This window comes from Pseudomonadota bacterium (genome assembly GCA_038533575.1).
In the GTDB taxonomy this organism is placed as follows: Bacteria; Pseudomonadota; Alphaproteobacteria; order Rhodobacterales; family Rhodobacteraceae; genus Shimia_B.
The window spans coordinates 635,465-650,834 of the sequence record JBCAYL010000001.1 but is presented as its reverse complement, the minus strand read 5'-3'; the positions used below and the strand labels follow the sequence as shown (position 1 = coordinate 650,834).

19 protein-coding genes are annotated in these 15,370 nt (G+C 64.1%); 8 read left to right on the top strand and 11 right to left on the bottom strand.

Going from position 1 to position 15,370, the window contains the following annotated elements; translation table 11 throughout:
* Positions 1-16 precede the first annotated feature (16 nt).
* A complete protein-coding gene (locus AAFM92_03395) occupies positions 17-505 on the top strand; it encodes a lytic transglycosylase domain-containing protein (GenBank protein ID MEL7299407.1) in 489 nt (162 codons plus the stop codon).
* On the opposite strand, the gene AAFM92_03390 is transcribed toward AAFM92_03395, so the two are convergent.
* From AAFM92_03390 to iolD, 7 genes are all read right to left on the bottom strand, one after another.
* Positions 502-1,008: a DUF1697 domain-containing protein gene (locus AAFM92_03390; GenBank protein ID MEL7299406.1), complete on the bottom strand. Its 507-nt coding sequence runs from the start codon at positions 1,006-1,008 to the stop codon at positions 502-504. The genes AAFM92_03395 and AAFM92_03390 overlap by 4 nt on opposite strands.
* Positions 1,009-1,054: 46 nt before the next feature.
* Positions 1,055-1,516, bottom strand: a complete 462-nt coding sequence (locus AAFM92_03385; GenBank protein ID MEL7299405.1) for a GNAT family N-acetyltransferase — start codon at positions 1,514-1,516, stop codon at positions 1,055-1,057.
* Between the two features lie 123 nt (positions 1,517-1,639).
* Entirely contained in the window at positions 1,640-2,971 is a 1,332-nt protein-coding gene (gene tig / locus AAFM92_03380; protein ID MEL7299404.1) for a trigger factor, read from the bottom strand.
* A gap of 107 nt (positions 2,972-3,078) precedes the next feature.
* Positions 3,079-3,903, bottom strand: a complete 825-nt coding sequence (locus AAFM92_03375) for a class II fructose-bisphosphate aldolase (GenBank protein MEL7299403.1) — start codon at positions 3,901-3,903, stop codon at positions 3,079-3,081.
* Between the two features lie 80 nt (positions 3,904-3,983).
* Positions 3,984-4,841 carry a 5-deoxy-glucuronate isomerase gene (locus tag AAFM92_03370; GenBank protein MEL7299402.1) on the bottom strand — a complete coding sequence of 286 codons (858 nt, stop codon included), beginning with the start codon at positions 4,839-4,841 and terminating at the stop codon, positions 3,984-3,986.
* Positions 4,842-4,850: 9 nt separating this feature from the next.
* Entirely contained in the window at positions 4,851-5,825 is a 975-nt protein-coding gene (locus AAFM92_03365; GenBank protein MEL7299401.1) for a PfkB family carbohydrate kinase, read from the bottom strand.
* On the bottom strand, positions 5,825-7,690 hold the full coding sequence (gene iolD / locus AAFM92_03360; GenBank protein MEL7299400.1) for a 3D-(3,5/4)-trihydroxycyclohexane-1,2-dione acylhydrolase (decyclizing): 1,866 nt from the start codon (positions 7,688-7,690) through the stop codon (positions 5,825-5,827). The genes AAFM92_03365 and iolD overlap by 1 nt, the downstream gene beginning before the upstream one ends.
* Before the next feature lie 83 nt (positions 7,691-7,773).
* Here iolD and AAFM92_03355 point away from each other — a divergent pair, with 83 nt between their 5' ends.
* Entirely contained in the window at positions 7,774-8,868 is a 1,095-nt protein-coding gene (locus AAFM92_03355; GenBank protein MEL7299399.1) for a Gfo/Idh/MocA family oxidoreductase, read from the top strand.
* 45 nt (positions 8,869-8,913) lie between these two features.
* Positions 8,914-10,050, top strand: a complete 1,137-nt coding sequence (locus tag AAFM92_03350; GenBank protein ID MEL7299398.1) for a Gfo/Idh/MocA family oxidoreductase — start codon at positions 8,914-8,916, stop codon at positions 10,048-10,050.
* A 1,054-nt stretch (positions 10,051-11,104) separates the two neighbouring features.
* On the opposite strand, the gene AAFM92_03345 is transcribed toward AAFM92_03350, so the two are convergent.
* The 4 genes from AAFM92_03345 to AAFM92_03330 all read right to left on the bottom strand — a co-directional run bounded on the left by AAFM92_03345 (position 11,105) and on the right by AAFM92_03330 (position 12,516).
* A complete protein-coding gene (locus AAFM92_03345; protein ID MEL7299397.1) occupies positions 11,105-11,326 on the bottom strand; it encodes a hypothetical protein in 222 nt (73 codons plus the stop codon).
* Between the two features lie 13 nt (positions 11,327-11,339).
* Positions 11,340-11,600, bottom strand: coding sequence for a hypothetical protein (locus AAFM92_03340; protein ID MEL7299396.1), 261 nt, complete (start codon positions 11,598-11,600; stop codon positions 11,340-11,342).
* Positions 11,600-11,821, bottom strand: coding sequence for a hypothetical protein (locus tag AAFM92_03335; GenBank protein MEL7299395.1), 222 nt, complete (start codon positions 11,819-11,821; stop codon positions 11,600-11,602). Before AAFM92_03335 ends, AAFM92_03340 begins: the two co-directional genes overlap by 1 nt.
* Before the next feature lie 230 nt (positions 11,822-12,051).
* Positions 12,052-12,516: a hypothetical protein gene (locus AAFM92_03330; protein ID MEL7299394.1), complete on the bottom strand. Its 465-nt coding sequence runs from the start codon at positions 12,514-12,516 to the stop codon at positions 12,052-12,054.
* 161 nt (positions 12,517-12,677) lie between these two features.
* On the opposite strand from AAFM92_03330, the gene AAFM92_03325 reads away from it, so the two are divergent.
* The 5 genes from AAFM92_03325 to AAFM92_03305 all read left to right on the top strand — a co-directional run bounded on the left by AAFM92_03325 (position 12,678) and on the right by AAFM92_03305 (position 15,364).
* On the top strand, positions 12,678-12,842 hold the full coding sequence (locus AAFM92_03325; GenBank protein MEL7299393.1) for a hypothetical protein: 165 nt from the start codon (positions 12,678-12,680) through the stop codon (positions 12,840-12,842).
* Positions 12,843-12,863: 21 nt separating this feature from the next.
* Positions 12,864-13,205: a RyR domain-containing protein gene (locus AAFM92_03320; GenBank protein ID MEL7299392.1), complete on the top strand. Its 342-nt coding sequence runs from the start codon at positions 12,864-12,866 to the stop codon at positions 13,203-13,205.
* 10 nt (positions 13,206-13,215) lie between these two features.
* On the top strand, positions 13,216-13,530 hold the full coding sequence (locus tag AAFM92_03315; protein MEL7299391.1) for a hypothetical protein: 315 nt from the start codon (positions 13,216-13,218) through the stop codon (positions 13,528-13,530).
* 855 nt (positions 13,531-14,385) lie between these two features.
* Positions 14,386-14,610 (top strand): hypothetical protein, encoded by a 225-nt coding sequence (locus AAFM92_03310; GenBank protein MEL7299390.1) that lies wholly within the window; start codon positions 14,386-14,388, stop codon positions 14,608-14,610.
* 133 nt (positions 14,611-14,743) lie between these two features.
* Positions 14,744-15,364, top strand: a complete 621-nt coding sequence (locus AAFM92_03305; protein ID MEL7299389.1) for a hypothetical protein — start codon at positions 14,744-14,746, stop codon at positions 15,362-15,364.
* The last annotated feature ends 6 nt before the right edge of the window (positions 15,365-15,370 follow it).

Below are 15,370 nucleotides of genomic sequence, written 5' to 3'. Positions count from 1 at the left end.
CGAGGAGCGATGACCCTTGATCCGCAGTCTTCTTCTGGCGCTGGCCACCGTGCTCGTCACGGCCTGCAGTGCCCCCGCGACGGAGCCCGCAACGCCGCCCGCGCCACCGGCCGCTGCCGCGCCCGCAATCCCGCTGCACCCGAACGAGACGCCGGAGCTGCGTGCGAAGATCAATTTCTGGGCTGATCACTACGCGCTGCCGCGCAGCCTCGTGCATCGTCTCGCCATCCGGGAGAGCACGCATCGTCCGTGGGCGCGCCACGGTCCATATTGGGGCCTTTTGCAGATCCTTCCCGCCACTGCGCGCTCGATGGGCTTCGAAGGCGCGCCGAGCGACCTGCTCGACGCCGATACCAACCTCGAATTTGCCCTCAAATACCTGCGCGGCGCATGGCTTCTGTCCGACGGTGACGAGGCCACCGCGATCAAGTGGTATGCCCGGGGCTATTGGCACGAGGCCAAGCGGCGCGGAATGCTCGAGGAAACAGGGCTTGTCAGCAACTAAGGCCCGTCCACCATGCCCGCGACCTTCCGAAGCGTGTTGAGATTGCGCATCGTGCCGTGCGCCGCGCCGGGAATGCGAAGCTTCGAGCGGCCCATGCCCGAGGGAAAATGGATGAGGAGCGCGCGCGGGCCGGGCACGACCTCTTCATCGGTCTGCCCCGCCAGAAATTGATCTGCTGCGGAGAGTTCTCCGAGCTCCTCGTTGAAGAGCATGACGCCCACGCGGTTCGGAGCGGCTTCGGGAAAGGGCATGGCTGCGAGCAGGTCTTCGAGCTCCGGACCGGTGCGCAGGACGACACCCGCGGGCCGGCCCATATGCACCCTGAGCGCGCGCTCGAGCGCCGCGCGCACGGGGCCCTCCCCGTCGAAGACGGCATTGCCCGATTGGATGTAGGTTCGAACGTTCGTGAACCCGAGTCCCGCACAGAGCGCGCGCAGTTCGGCCATGGGAAGCTTGCCCTGTCCCGCCACGTTCACAGCCCGGAGAAACGCCGCATATCGCATGGGCGGACGCTGCCATGGAACGCTGCCCGCTCCAAGACGGGGCGTCCTAGAGGGGCTTGATCATCAGGAGGCAGGGCGTCTCCGCCCCCCAGAGCGTATCGAGGCGCTCATAGGGCACAAAGCCCAAGGCGCGGTAGAAGGCACGCGTCCGGGCATAGTGCGGATCGGGATTGGTCTCGCCCAGGGTCTTCACACCGAGAAAGGTGCAGCCCTCCGCCCGGCCCCGCGCCTCCGCTGCGCGCAGGAGCGCCCGGCCCACGCCGCGCCTGTGATGGGACGCGCGAACGCCCAGGACATGGATCTCGCACTGCGTCCCGTAGTGGAGCTTCAACGTGAGCATACCGAGCGTCTCACCAGCCTCGCGCGCGGCAAGCATGGTGGCCTCAGGGCTGTCCGCGAAGGCTGCGTAGCGGTCCACTGCCCCGGGATTGCCGAACCACTCCGGCAGGCCGAGAAGCACGTCACGGCAAAGCGCTCCGCACCCCTCGTGTACCTCTTCGACGATCATGCCGGGGACCCTGCCACGAAAAAGGGCCGGCCCCAAGGCCAGCCCTCTCGGCAATGCGCCAGAAGGGACGGCGGGCGGGGCGCCTTCGCCGCCAGGCGAGCAGCGTCCGTCCCGCCGGACACCCTATTCTTCTTCGAGAGCCTCGACGGCCTTCTGCAGGTCGTCCTTCGACACCTCTTTCTCGGTCACCGTGGCCAGCTCGAAGATGTAGTCCACGACCTTGTCCTCGAAGACCGGCGCGCGCAGCTGCTGCTGCATCTGCTGGTTCTGCTGCACGAACTCGAAGAACTGGCGCTCCTGGCCCGGGTATTGCCGCGCGGCATTCATGATGGCCTGCGTCATCTCCGCGTCCGAGACCTCGACCTCCGCCTTCCGTCCGAGCTCCGCGAGAAGCAGCCCGAGCTTCACGCGCCGCTGCGCGAGGCTCTTGTGCTCATCGGTGGGCTCGACCTTGGCATGATCGTGGCCCTCGACCTCCGGGTTCTCCTCGTGCCAGAGCTGGTGGGCGATCTGGCCCGCCTCGGCATCCACGAGGGACGGCGGAAGCTCCATCTCCACGACCTTGTCGAGCTCATCGAGAAGCGCACGCTTCTGCACCGCGCGCGCGGCGCCGGAATACTCCGCCTCGAGGCGCTCGGAGACCTGGCCCTTCAGGGCGGCGAGATCCTCTGCGCCGAACTGCTTGGCGAGGTCGTCGTTGATCTCGGCCTTCTTCGGAGCCTTCACCGCCTTGATCGTGCAGGAGAAGACAGCCTCTTTGCCGGCGAGATGCGCGGCCTGGTAATCCTCGGGGAAAGAGACGGTCACGTCCTTCTCCTCGCCCGCCTTCACGCCCACGAGCTGCTCTTCAAAGCCGGGGATGAAGGAGTTCGAGCCAAGGACGAGCGGGTAATCCTCCGCCGCGCCGCCTTCGAAGGCCTCGCCATCGACCTTGCCGAGGAAGTCCATGGTGACCTGGTCACCGTCCTTGGCCTTGGAGCCCTTCTTGCGGTCCTCGAAGTTCTGCGCGTTCTCGGCGAGGCTCTCGAGCGCCTCGGTCACCGCGGCGTCATCGGCCTTGGCGACCATCTTCTCGAGCTTCAGGCCCTTCAGATCGACATCCGGCATCTCCGGGAGTGCCTCGTAGGACATGGCCACCTCGACATCGTCGCCGGGCTTCCAGTCTTCCTTCGTCATCTTGACGTCCGGCTGCATCGCCGGGCGGTCGCCGCTATCCTCGAAATGCTTCGACATCGCGCCGTCGATCGTTTCCTGCAGCGCCTCGCCAAGCACCCGGTCGCCGAACTGCTTTTTCAGCAGCGCCAGCGGGACCTTGCCCTTGCGGAAGCCCTTCATCTCGATGTCGGGCTGCGCTTCCTTGAGCTTGGCCGTGACCTGATCGTCGAGCTCGCTTGCCGGGAGGGTGATCGTGTAGCCCCGCTTGAGGCCTTCGTTCAGTGTTTCTGTGACCTGCATGTCGTCCTCGCCATTGCATTGGCGCCGCGGAGGCGTCCGCGGCGGTCGTGAGAGATGGGGCGTGATATCAGCGCAACGCGCGGGGGCAAGCGGAAAGCCCGAGCGTGCTACCGCATCGTGCGGAGGACCGCCCGCGCGGCCTCGACCATGGGTGCATGGGTGTCGGCGAGGATCTGCACGCGATCAAAACGGGCGGGATCGCGGGCGATTGCTGCGCGGAGCGCGTCGCCGAAGGCCATGCGCAGCTCTGTGCCGATGTTGAATTTCGAGATCGCCGTCGTCCGTGCGAGTTCCTGGCGTTGCGCGGCTGGCACGCCGGAGCCGCCATGGATGACGAGGGGGATGTCCGTCACCGCCTCGATTGCGGCGATGCGGCCCGTGTCGAGGCCCCCGCTCTGCTCGGTCTGGAGATGTACGTTACCCACCGAGATCGCCATGGCATCGACGCCCGTCTCGCGGGCAAAGATCGCGGCTTCCTCGGGGTCGGTCCCGGCGGAGGCCTCGCCGCCCGTGTAGCCCACGAAGCCGATCTCGCCCTCGCAGGAGAGGCCCGCGCCGTGGGCCAGCTCCACTACCCGCCGTGTGGCGGCGATGTTTTCCGCGAGCGGGAGCCGGGAGCCGTCGAACATCAGCGAGGTGAAGCCCGCGCACAGCGCCGCTTCGCACTCCTCGAAGGTGTAGCCGTGATCGAGATGGGCGACGACCGGCACGGAGGCCGCCTCCGCCAGATCGCGGAACATCGCGCCCAGGACCGGCAGCGGCGTATGCGCCCTGCAGGAGGGCCCCGCCTGCAGGATGACCGGCACACCCTCCGCCTCGGCGGCGGCGACGTAGGCACGCATATCCTCCCAGCCCAGCGTCACCATTCCCGCCACGGCATAGCCCCCGGCGCGGGCCGGGGCGAGGACGTCCGAAAGGGTCACCAGCGGCATTTGAAAGTCCTCCAAGCCCCGGACAAGATCCGGGGCCTCGCGGTTTGGGGGCGGAGGTCCCTGGGCAGGCCCGGGACGTGTTATTTGAACTTCGCGATCATGTCCTTGATGCCCGGAATGGTCTCGATCTGGTCGGCATGGCTTGGCTGGAAATATTGCACCAGTGGGCGCTGGGAGAGCCCGCCCAGGATCGTGAAATAGTACATCTCGTAGCCCGGCAGCACCGCGCAGGGGTGATAGCCCTTGTCGATGCAGATCGTGGAGCCATCGACGATGTGGTAGGCGTCGCCCGCCTCGCCATCCTCCCGCTGGAGCATCTGGAGGCCCGATCCGTGCTTCGGGCGGAAGCGGAAATTGTAGGTCTCGTCGTGCCTTGTTTCCGTCATATCCCCCCCGGGGCCGTCCCGCCGATCCGTGTCGTGCTTGTGGGAGGGAAAGCCCGACCAGCCGCCCTGCCCCACGGTGTAGAGCTCGCTCACCAGCAGCCGCCCCACCCGGTCCGCCTGTTTCTGGCCCAGGATATGCTTGATCTTGCGGTGGGTCTTTGTCTCGTCAGACCCGTATTGCACGAGGTCGAGCTCATCGGCGCGCACGGCGAAGGGCTCCAGAACCTCGTCGAACTTAGCGCCCGCGACGAAGACCTCGCAGGCATCCCGCGCCGTGATCCGCGCCGGCTCACCCGTGGGCACGTAGACGCCCTCCGGCTCCCCGTCCCAGACATCCGCACCACGGCCGCCCAAGGCATCGGCACGGAACGCATCCACCTCCACATCCACCGTCCCGGTCGCCGGGACGATGCAGGTCTCGTAGCCCGGCACCTCGTACTCGAAGGCCTCGCCCGCCTTGAGCTTGACGATGTTGAAATAGTTGAGCGGCACGGTCGCGTCGTCTGCGCCCACGATAGGGACGTTCAGGTTGTCGAAAGGGGGGATGTGCATGGCGGGCCTCTAGGCGTCAGTGGGTCCGGGATGATCGGCGAGGAAGGCCTCGAGCGTGGCGGTGTCGGCCATGGCGGGCGCACAGCCGGGTTTCGAGACCGTGACCGAGGCGCAGGCCGAGCCGCGTAGGATCGCGGCCTTCAGGTCGTGCCCGGCGGCGAGCGAGGTCACCAGCCCGGCCATGAAGCTGTCCCCTGCGCCGGTGGGTTTCAGGGCCTCCACGGGATAGATGCCGGTACGCAGCTCGCGCCCGCCGTGGAACGTGAGCGCGCCCTTCTCGCCCATCTTGTAGATCACGAGCGGGACCGTTGCACTGAGCTCCCGCGCCTTGGCGAGGCCCTGCGCGTAGTCGCCCGCGATGAAACCGAATTCCTCGTCATTGCCCACGATGGCGTCGGAGGCCTCTGCGGCCCGGCTCAGGACATCGGCGGCCACCGCTGCCGAGGGCCAGGAATAGGGACGATAATCGACGTCGAAGAGGATGGGCAGGCCCGCCGCCTTCGCCAGCTCGAAGGCGCGGAAGGCAGCGGAGCGGGAGGGCTCAGCGGCGAAGACGGTGCCCGCCGTGATGAGCGCACCGAAGCGGGCGTAATCCACCGCCTCGACATCCTCGATATCCATCTGAAAATCGGCCGCGCCGTTGCGGTAGAGCACGTTCCGGTGCCCCTCCACGACGCTTTCGTAGATGGCCAGCGAATTGCGATATTCCCCGCCCACCGGGCGCACGTATTCAGTGCCCACGCCATACTGCGCGAGTTGCGCCACGCAAAAGCTGCCGATACTGTCGTCCGAGACCCGCGTGACGAGGGAGGCCTGCCCGCCCAGCTTGCAGATCCCAGCGGCAATATTGGCGGACGACCCGCCCAGCGCCACGCCCATGCGGCTCGAGGCCTCGAGCGTGACGCCGGGATCGGTAAAGATGTCCATGCCCGCGCGGCCCACGACGACGAAGTGGTTCTTCGCGATCCCCTCGAAGAGATCCATCAGACGCCCTTCCGCTGCTCAGCGCGCGTGGCTTCCTGGCTTTCCCGCGCTTTGCGGACACGGGCGCTTTCGGAGACTTCCGGCGTCCCCACCTCCCACCAGGCGTGGCCTTGCGTGGTCCAGCCCTCGTAGGCGTCCACCTGCATGGCGATCACGGTGGTGCGGTGGGCCTCCTGCGCGCGCTTGAAGGCCTCCGCCAGCTCCGCCGGGTTCGCCACCGTTTCCGCAATCGCGCCCATGGCGGCGGCGTGGGCGGCGAAGTCCACGCCCACTTGATGCGTGGCGGTGGGCGTGTCGGCGATGAGGTTGTTGAAGCTCTCGTTGCCGGTGTTGTTCTGAAGCTTGTTGATGACGGCAAAGCCGCCATTGTCGAGGACGAGCACGATCATCTTCTTTTGCGTGAGGACCGAGCTATAGATGTCTGAATTCATGAGGAGATAGGAGCCGTCCCCGCAGAACGAGATGACGTCGCGCCCTGGCTTACGCTCGGCCTGCGCGATGGCCGCGCCCCAGGCACCGGCGATCTCGTAGCCCATGCAGGAAAAGCCGAACTCGACATCGACGGAGCCGACGCTGAGCGTCTTCCAGTTGGCCGTGACCTCTGCGGGCAGGCCCCCCGCGGCCGCAACGACGCGGTCCTCGGCGTGGCAGAGCGCGTTCACGACCCCGATGGCCTGTGCGTAGGAGTTCGGGCCATTCCCCGCGCGGGTGTTGCCCGCGACATAGGCGTCCCACGCCTCCCGCTCCGTGCGCGCGCGGGCCGTCCAGTCGGCGGGGGCCGTGTATCCGCCCAAAGCTGCGCCCAGCGCCTCGAGCCCGAGCTTCGCGTCGCCCACCACGGGCAGCGAGCGGTGCTTGCCCGCGTCGTGGCGTGCGGCGTTGAGGCCGATGACCTGTGCTTCCTTGGCGAAGGCCGTCCAGGAGCCCGTGGTGAAATCCTGCAGCCGCGAGCCCACGGAGACGATCACGTCCGCTTCCTTTGCAATGGCATTGGCACTGTCTGAGCCCGTGACCCCAATGGGCCCGGCGTTGAGCGCGTGGTCATCGAGGAGGTTCGCGCGGCCCGCGATGGTCTCCACCACCGGGATCTGGTGCGCCTCTGCGAAGGCGGTGAGTTCGGCCACGGCACCCGAATACTGCACCCCACCGCCCGCGATGATCATGGGCCGCTTGGCCGACATCAGCGCCGCCGCGGCATCGGCCACCTCGCGGGCGTCGGGCGACTGGCGCCGGACGCGGTGCACCGTCTTGGCGAACATCTCCACGGGGTAGTCATAGGCCCAACCCTGCACATCCTGTGGCAGCGCGATGAAGGCCGGCCCGCAATCGGCGGGGTCGAGCATGGTGGCGAGAGCGGCAGGCAGGCTCTGGATGACTTGCGCGGGATGCGTGATGCGATCCCAATAGCGGCTCACGGCTCGAAAGGCGTCATTGAGCCCGAGCGTCGGATCCCCGAAGTGTTCGAGCTGTTGGAGCACAGGATCCGGCAGGCGCGTCAGGAAGGTGTCGCCGCAGAGCATGAGCACGGGAAGGCGATTTGCGTGGGCAAGCGCGGCGGATGTGAGCAGATTCGCCGTACCCGGCCCCGCAGAGGCGGTGCAGAACATGAAGCGCTGCCGGAGCCAGGCCTTCGCATAGCCTGCCGCGGCAAAGCCCATCCCTTGCTCGTTTTGCCCGCGGTAGAGCGGCAGCTTGTCCTGCACCGGGTAGAGCGCCTCGCCAAGGCAGGTGACATTGCCGTGTCCGAAGATGCCGAAACCCCCGCCGCAGACGCGGTGCTCGGTGCCATCGATCTCGATCCACTGGTTTTCCAGATAGCGCACGATGGCCTGCGCCACCGTCAGCCGGATGATGCGATCGCCCATCCATTCCTCCCGTCATCGTCAGCGGACAGTTGCAGCTTGCACGCGTCTGCTCAAGAGTGATCCGGCAGAGCTTGGGAGGGCACATGAGCGAGATCGGGATCGGCGTCGTGGGTGGCGGCTACATGGGCAAGGCGCATTCGGTGGCCATGGCGGCGGTGGGGGCGGTCTTTGACACGGCGCTCCGGCCCCGGCTCGAGGTTATCGCGGCCACCAGCGAGGCGAGCGCGGAGCGTTACCGCGCGGCCTTCGGCTTCAATCGTGGCACGGCTGACTGGCGCAGCCTCGTGGAGGATCCGCGCGTGGGCGCGGTCATCATCGCCACGCCACAGAGCCACCATCGCGAGATCGCCGGGGCCGCCTTCGCTCTGGGCAAGCCAGTGCTCTGCGAGAAGCCCATGGGCGCTTCCATGGCCGATGCCGAGGCCATGGTCGCCGCCGCCGAAGGCCACATAAACATGGTGGGCTACAATTATATCCGCACGCCTGCCTCCCGCTTTGCCCGCGATCTCATCGCCGAGGGCGCCATCGGACAGCTCACGTGGTTTCGCGGGGAGCATACGGAGGATTTCCTCGCCGACCCCGAGGAGCCCGCCAACTGGCGGACCGAGGGCATGGCCATGGGCTGCATCGGTGATCTGGCGCCCCATGCCTTCAACGCGGCGCTCGCGCTCATGGGCCCCATGGCGCAGGTCAGCGCCTCCCTCGAGACGGTGCACCGCACGCGCCCCGGCGGCGAGGTGACGAATGACGACCACGTGCAGCTCATGTGCCGCTTCCGCTCGGGCGTCATGGGCCACATCTACGCCAGCCGCATCGCGACGGGGCGCAAGATGGGCTACGCCTACGAGATCCATGGAACGGATGGCGCGATCCGCTTCGACCAGGAGGATCAAAACGCGCTCTGGCTCTATCGCCGCGAGGGGCCGGAGGCGGAGCGCGGCTTCAAGAAGATCCTCACCGGGCCCGCCCACCCCGACTACCTCCCTTTCTGCCAGGGCCCGGGCCATGGCACGGGCTACCAGGACCAGATCATCATCGAGGCAAAGGATTTCCTCACCGCCATCCACGAGGGCGAAAACCGCTGGCCGACCTTCCGGGACGGGCTCGACGTGCTGCGGGTGACGGATGCGGCGCTACGCTCGTCGGAGAGCGGCACGTGGGAAGATGTCAGACACTGAGAGCGATCGGCACGCAATGTGCACCTTCCCCGAAGGAGAGACCACATGACACGACTGAACTGGGGCATGATCGGCGGCGGCGAAGGCAGCCAGATCGGCCCGGCGCACAGGCTCGGCGCGCAGGCGGATGGCAATTTCGTGCTCGCCGCAGGCGCACTCGACCACGACGCCGACAAAGGCCGCGCTTACGCCCAGCGCCTCGGCGTGGCCCCCGACCGCGCCTATGGCGACTGGCGCGAGATGCTTGAGGGCGAGCGCGGGCGCGATGACCGCGTGGACCTCGTCACCGTGGCCACGCCCAACGCCACCCATTTCGAGATCACCAAGGCCTTCCTCGAGGCGGGCTTCAACGTGCTCTGCGAAAAACCCATGACCATGACCGTGGAAGAAGGCGAGGAGATCGTGCGCGTGGCGGAAGCCTCCGGCAAGATCTGCGCGGTCAATTACTGCTACTCCGCCTATCCCATGGTGCGCGAGATGCGGCAGATGGTGGCCGCGGGCGCGCTGGGCCGCGTTCGTCTCGTCGTCGCCGCCTTCAGCCACGGTCACCACGGCGACGCGACCGATGCCGATAATCCCCGCGTCCGCTGGCGCTACGACCCCGCGCAGGCGGGCGTCTCGGGCCAGTTCGCCGATTGCGGCATCCACGCGCTCCACATGGCAAGCTTCGTCACCGGCGACGAGGTCCGCACGCTCTCCGCCGATTTCGCGAGCACCATCCCCTCCCGCGTCCTCGAAGACGACGCCATGGTCAACTTCCGCATGGAGGGTGGCACGGTGGGCCGGCTCTGGACGTCGTCGGTGGCCATCGGGCGCCAGCACGGCTTCGACATCCAGGTCTTCGGAGAAAAGGCCGGGCTCCGCTGGGCCTCCGAACAGCCCAACCAGGTGTTCCACACCCCCGTGGGCGGACGCACGGAGATCATGGAAAAGGGCGAGGCGGGGCTCAGCGCGGAGGCGCAGCGCCTCTCCCGCGTGGCCATCGCCCATCCCGAGGGGTTTCCGCTCGCCGTGGCCAATATCTACGTGGATCTCGCCGCCGCCCTGCGTGGAGAGGCCCACGGCGCCTACCCCCGTGCCGTGGACGGGCTCCGCTCCATGGCTGCCGTGCACCAGGCGGTGGCCTCGGCCAAGGCCGACGGTGCCTGGGTCGACGCACGGCCGCCCTCGCTCAGGCATTGAGAATCGTCCTCAGGGGGAATTGGTGCGGATGAGAGGCAACTTACTGCGTTGATTTTGCGGCGCAAAACAGAGGCGATCGTGTTTTTTTCGGAAATGCTTCTCTGATCTCAATTATCTCTTGTCGATTTGCGCGGGGCTTTTTACGCCTTCCCCAGGGCGGGCCTCTCCAATCCCGGTGGAGCACTCCCTTAGCGCCAAAGCGCCGTCGTGGATTCGAACCACGTTCCTTCCCCAGATCTCGGCCAGCGAGCAGGAATCGAACCTGCCTGACTGAAGGAGCATGTTAAGTACTGAATTACTTGCGTCATTGCCGTCTGGCAAGCACGCCGCGCGGCACCAACCGTAAAGGCTTCATGATATACTCCCGGTTCCATACCAGGAACGCGCCACCAAATGTCGTCTGCCGCGTACTTCTGGACCTCCGCGCCGCCAAGTTGATTACAATCGTAATGATCTTCGATGTGCCCTTGACGCACCCTCGTCACCTTCCACGGCATCATTGTTGCTCCTTACTTGCGATTGTATGTCGTAGCTTGTCGCGCCGTTCGAGCGCCGCGCGCAGACCAACCTGCCGAGGCGCCATGCCAGATTGGCGTGCGCGAATGAAGCGTTCTGTTTTGGCCAGTTCCCGCCGTAGGGTGGCAAGCGTCCGATGCTCTGACACGTGCTGCATCACCCCTCGTTTTTTGTGAACGCCTGACAGCCTTTCCCGTCGCGGCGTCTGACCTCTCGATTGGGGGCGGGGCCGAGAAGCGGTCGCGGCGCAGTGCATACCCCTTCGGGCTCGTCCCCGATAATATTAAAATCGATCCATGCAGCGAAGTGCCCACAGTCTCCGCATCGGTGCTTACAGGCGCTCATGATTTCGGCTCCTCTCTATGCGCGCGAAACTGATTAATGGCCTCAGTGATTAGCGCCGCCAGCGCCTCATGCGTCTCTCGCGGCAGAGGTTGATGCATGGCGCGGATGGACACCATCCCCACGCATCGCCCGCCATTTTCGAGAAGCCTCACCGATGATCCCACGACGTATGAATAGGGCACGGTTTTAGCAGTTAGCTTGTTGATGTCTCAGCCTCCTTTTCATGCGCGATCTCGCGCGCCAGGTCCAACCGCGCCATGACCAGATCCCAGCCATCGCGCACGACGCCACGGTAGGTGCGGACGGCGTCAAGGGGCGCGTCGATCAGAGCAACCTTGACAACGGAAAGCCCGGTCACGAAGCAGCGCCAGAATTGTGGCAATCGTGCAAGGCGTTCGGCCTCTAGCTTCTCCATCACCGGCGCCCCTTTATTCGCCATCAATTTCGAACGACGACCCTTCGTCGAACAGAAACATGTATTCATGACAATCGACAGCTTCGCGAACACGGCTAAACGTCCAATCCAGAGCGTCCGCCACGTCGGCCACAGGCCAAGGGCCGACTTCGCCGTCATGCCCCTGAAGGCGAGGATACAACCATCGCTCAAGCGCTTTAGCGTCGTCTATGCGTCGATCCCATTCCGCGCTTCCTACCGTGATGCCATGAGACCAATGCGGCTCGTCGTCCATCAGCCACCCTCCTCATTCTGCGCGAGCAGGGCCGCTTGGAGACTCTGGACCTGCTCGCGCAGTTCCTGGTTCTCCCGCCACGCGGCGTTTCGCTCGTTCATCCCATTTCGCAGATGGGAAACGAGACGAGCGAGGCATTCCTCGGTATCAATTCCCGGCACATGTCCGAACGCATTTCGGGCGCTCTTTCGGATGGCCTCGCCGTCATACGGATCAAGCATCACCTGTTCTCCTCATTCTGCCGAGCTGGCGGCTCACCTTCGTCGTCAAGCGCTGCTGAAAGCACTGCCGCCGCATGATCTCGCCACTTACGCTTGTCGCTGTTTGACAGCTTGCTCCATGGCCGCGTGACCCGGCCTGCCTGTTGGCGCGCACGAAGTGCAGCCGCGCCGCGCTCAATCTGGTTCTCTCGAGTGATTTCACCGATTGTCGGCATTACTTGGCCTCCTTTCTATGCGCCGGGGCGCGGACCGTAGCGGCGCAGAAGACGCCCCCGGACGCGCTCTCGCGCCAAGCGTTGTGACTTGTCCTCGCCCATCGCTTCGCACGCTTGGTCGATGACGTAGCCGCCGTCGATGGTCCAATCGTCGTAAAGCGCGCGGATGCGATCATCATCGGCTGGCGAAGGATTCCACGCAGAGGGGCGACCAGGCGGTCGCTTCGGCTGCTCTTTTTCCGGCTCGACCACCTCGACGGCAATATCGCGTGCGTCCAGTTCAGCACGCATATTTCTGAGCCCCTTGCCTGCGCCAAGATCCGATATTGCCAGCACAACCAACGTGTCGCCGGCCCTCAGATCGCGCAGCAAGTATCGCCGCTCGATCCGATCCGTGCCGGGTCCGTCGAGATAAAACCGATCCGCGTTCAAGCGTCTCAGCGCCTTCTCGGGCCGGTTGAAGCCGTAGGCAATGCGCATGTCGCGAGATATGGGCGCACAATTTCATACGCCGCAACCTATACCCATATTTCATACGCAACAAGATACATTCCATACGTTTCGTGCTTGCACGCACGAAAATATGTCTTTATATCAATTCTTGCGTATGAAACCACGCGACAGAGATAGGACCGAAGCAGATGGCGACGCTACAGCTTGCCGAGTGGGAAATTCGAGAGATTAAAAACGCCATACGCATCGCTGCGGAAGACGGTGCGTATGATGATGATATGTACGGCTTGGGCGCTGAGATGGACAAACTGCAAGTCAAGCTTTCGCGGGCGCTAGAGCGCGCAAAGAAGTAAGCATAGAAAGGACCCAGAAGCATGGATATGATCGAAGCAACCGCGCGCGTGGCACACGAGGCGAACCGCGCTTGGTGCGCAGCCAATGGCGATATGAGCCAGCCGGAATGGGAAGCCGCCCCAGAATGGCAAAAGAACAGCGCCATGGATGGCGTGCGCTTCCATATGGAAAATCCAAACGCCGGAGACAGCGCATCACACGACAACTGGATGCGCCACAAAGAGGGCGGCGGCTGGGTCTATGGCGAGGTAAAAGACGACGAGGCCAAAACGCATCCGTGCATGGTGCCGTTCGACCAGTTGCCGCGCGATCAGCAGATCAAAGATGCCCTGTTTCGGGCTATCGTTCACGCAACCATTTAAGGACGCCCTGATGGCAACGACTGATCCACTGATGGATGATATCCAGCACTTTCGGCAGAAGCGCTCGCGCGAAGAGGAACTGTGCGCCGAAATTCTTGAGGAGCTTGGCCGCGCGCGGGACAAGTTTCCGGGCAAAAACGTCACCTTCGCCGCGCTGGTTGAGGAGGTCGGCGAGCTGGCCAAGGCGACCTTTGAGGAGCCGCGCGCCAACGTCCGTAAAGAAGCCACACAGGTCGCCGTTATGGCCATGCGCATGGTTCTCGACGGCGACCACACATTCGACGACTGGCGGGCGTCTAAGGGCCTAGACGGCCTTACATCATAAAGGACGCTCCGATGCGTTACCTATACCGACGCGGCCAAAGGGTGCGGATGCATATCCAGTATCATTCGCCCGATGGTTCAGCTTGGAATACAAGCCTCTGCGGTCAGGTCATCGACCCCGTCACGATGATCAACGCGCCGTTCACGATGGGGAAAGGTGTCTGCCGTCATTGCCTCGCGGTGCAACGCGGCGAGCGAAAAGGCTTCATGCCGTCTTCCCAGAAATCTGGCGCATAGAAAGGACCTACCATGGAAGAAGCTTTCCCTTTGCAATGGCCAGCGGGTCGTAGGCGGACGCCCGCTAGCGCTCGCGCTTCTGGGCCGTTTAAAAGCACGCCCGAAGTGGTGCACAAGCACATGAAGGGGGGAGATCTCTCGCATGGGAGGGCGAAACGTCGTCGTCTCTACCAATAAGCCTGTGCGGAAAGATGGCGGAGTCTACGCAAACGCGAGAGAGCCGGAAGACCCGGGCGTCGCTGTCTACTTTGAGCGTGACGGCGACCGGGTGTGCTTCGCCTGCGACCAATATGATCGCGTATGGAAGAACATGCGCGCCATCGCTAAGACGATAGAGGCGATGCGCGGCATCGAGAGATGGGGATCAAAGGAGATGCTGGATCGTGCCTTCACGGGTTTTGCTGCACTCCCACCTCCGAGTACTCCGATTGAAATGACAGGACCCGGCGCTCTGCCGAAACCGTGGCATGCTGTGCTCGGCGTGGCTGAAACAGCCGAGTGGTCTGAGATCCGGAGCGCCTACCGCGCAGCGATACGAGACGCCTCTGACGCAGAGAAATTGGCGCTCAATTTGGCTTACGAACAGGCCAAGAAACTTTGCGCATAGAAACGACCAGCTATGACTGACGAGGAAATACTCGCTGCCGCGAGGCGCATCCGCGCGCGTCGCAAAGACGAAGCACGGCTGGCGTCGTTCGGAGAATGCCGAGGCCTAATGATCCGGTGGGACGTTCCCGGCGCGCCGTTCGGTGAGAGCTATGTGAGCGTCGAAGTCACGGCGGATGAAGTGCGCGACGTAGTAGAGAAGAAGTTGCGGCAGCGGATCGCTGCGAACGCGCGATAGAAGGGAAGCGATATCGGGAGGGCCGTACCTGCAGTGAGAAGGTGGTCTGGGCAGGGCTTGAGATCAGCTGTGGTAAAGAAAGGCGCGCCGGTAGTAGCATGCGTCCGGTAGTTTATTTTTGCGAGATCCAAAAATGAAAATGCACACGGATTCTTTCATTCGCACTTTTTCAGATACTCCTTTGAATAAACTGATTACGCGTAGTGACGAAGAAAACGCAGCTTGGTATATGTTCTGGCTGACTGGCGAAAAAAGCATCAAGGCTTGCGTGCGGCAAGGTTGGCCGAGATGGTTGGCCGAATTGACCCTTCTTATTTTTGACGGTGCTGGAGCGCAGCACCTAAACAGCCGGAGCAAGGCATTGGCATTGGCTTTAGACGACGCAAATAGGCGCGACGTCGATTTGAGCGTTAATGGCCCAGTGTGGAGCGCCTTTCGAGTCAACTCAGTTTTACCATTGGCTATAGATGCCATCGGAAACGGTGCCGAGCCGTGGGAAGTCAGGAGTCGTTCTGTTATCCAGCACTCGCTCGATAATGATGGGAAAAGTGCCGGTTTCGCACGCACCACACTTGCGTCTTTGGCTGCATTGCGCGCACGCGACGGCTCTGCTGCCTTGGCTGCTTGGACTGCCGCCCCGCATTGGGTATCGTACGCTGCTGGGGCTGGTGCTGCCGTTCTGGCGACAAGGGGTCATGAGGCTAGAAATAACCAGCGTATCTTCGACGCGTCTATTGCGGCGCTGCATTATTGAACACAA

What these genes read in the sequence shown, in the direction of transcription:
- AAFM92_03355 (MEL7299399.1), top strand. Translation starts at nt 7,774, where the DNA reads ATGAGCGAGATCGGGATCGGCGTCGTGGGTGGCGGCTACATGGGCAAG.
- AAFM92_03375 (MEL7299403.1), bottom strand. Translation starts at nt 3,903, where the DNA reads ATGCCGCTGGTGACCCTTTCGGACGTCCTCGCCCCGGCCCGCGCCGGG.
- AAFM92_03350 (MEL7299398.1), top strand. Translation starts at nt 8,914, where the DNA reads ATGACACGACTGAACTGGGGCATGATCGGCGGCGGCGAAGGCAGCCAG.
- tig (MEL7299404.1), bottom strand. Translation starts at nt 2,971, where the DNA reads ATGCAGGTCACAGAAACACTGAACGAAGGCCTCAAGCGGGGCTACACG.
- AAFM92_03340 (MEL7299396.1), bottom strand. Translation starts at nt 11,600, where the DNA reads ATGGACGACGAGCCGCATTGGTCTCATGGCATCACGGTAGGAAGCGCG.
- AAFM92_03365 (MEL7299401.1), bottom strand. Translation starts at nt 5,825, where the DNA reads ATGGATCTCTTCGAGGGGATCGCGAAGAACCACTTCGTCGTCGTGGGC.
- AAFM92_03310 (MEL7299390.1), top strand. Translation starts at nt 14,386, where the DNA reads ATGACTGACGAGGAAATACTCGCTGCCGCGAGGCGCATCCGCGCGCGT.
- AAFM92_03325 (MEL7299393.1), top strand. Translation starts at nt 12,678, where the DNA reads ATGGCGACGCTACAGCTTGCCGAGTGGGAAATTCGAGAGATTAAAAAC.
- AAFM92_03385 (MEL7299405.1), bottom strand. Translation starts at nt 1,516, where the DNA reads ATGATCGTCGAAGAGGTACACGAGGGGTGCGGAGCGCTTTGCCGTGAC.
- AAFM92_03315 (MEL7299391.1), top strand. Translation starts at nt 13,216, where the DNA reads ATGGCAACGACTGATCCACTGATGGATGATATCCAGCACTTTCGGCAG.
- AAFM92_03320 (MEL7299392.1), top strand. Translation starts at nt 12,864, where the DNA reads ATGGATATGATCGAAGCAACCGCGCGCGTGGCACACGAGGCGAACCGC.
- AAFM92_03370 (MEL7299402.1), bottom strand. Translation starts at nt 4,841, where the DNA reads ATGCACATCCCCCCTTTCGACAACCTGAACGTCCCTATCGTGGGCGCA.
- AAFM92_03305 (MEL7299389.1), top strand. Translation starts at nt 14,744, where the DNA reads ATGAAAATGCACACGGATTCTTTCATTCGCACTTTTTCAGATACTCCT.
- AAFM92_03390 (MEL7299406.1), bottom strand. Translation starts at nt 1,008, where the DNA reads ATGCGATATGCGGCGTTTCTCCGGGCTGTGAACGTGGCGGGACAGGGC.
- AAFM92_03330 (MEL7299394.1), bottom strand. Translation starts at nt 12,516, where the DNA reads ATGCGCATTGCCTACGGCTTCAACCGGCCCGAGAAGGCGCTGAGACGC.
- iolD (MEL7299400.1), bottom strand. Translation starts at nt 7,690, where the DNA reads ATGGGCGATCGCATCATCCGGCTGACGGTGGCGCAGGCCATCGTGCGC.
- AAFM92_03345 (MEL7299397.1), bottom strand. Translation starts at nt 11,326, where the DNA reads ATGGAGAAGCTAGAGGCCGAACGCCTTGCACGATTGCCACAATTCTGG.
- AAFM92_03335 (MEL7299395.1), bottom strand. Translation starts at nt 11,821, where the DNA reads ATGCTTGATCCGTATGACGGCGAGGCCATCCGAAAGAGCGCCCGAAAT.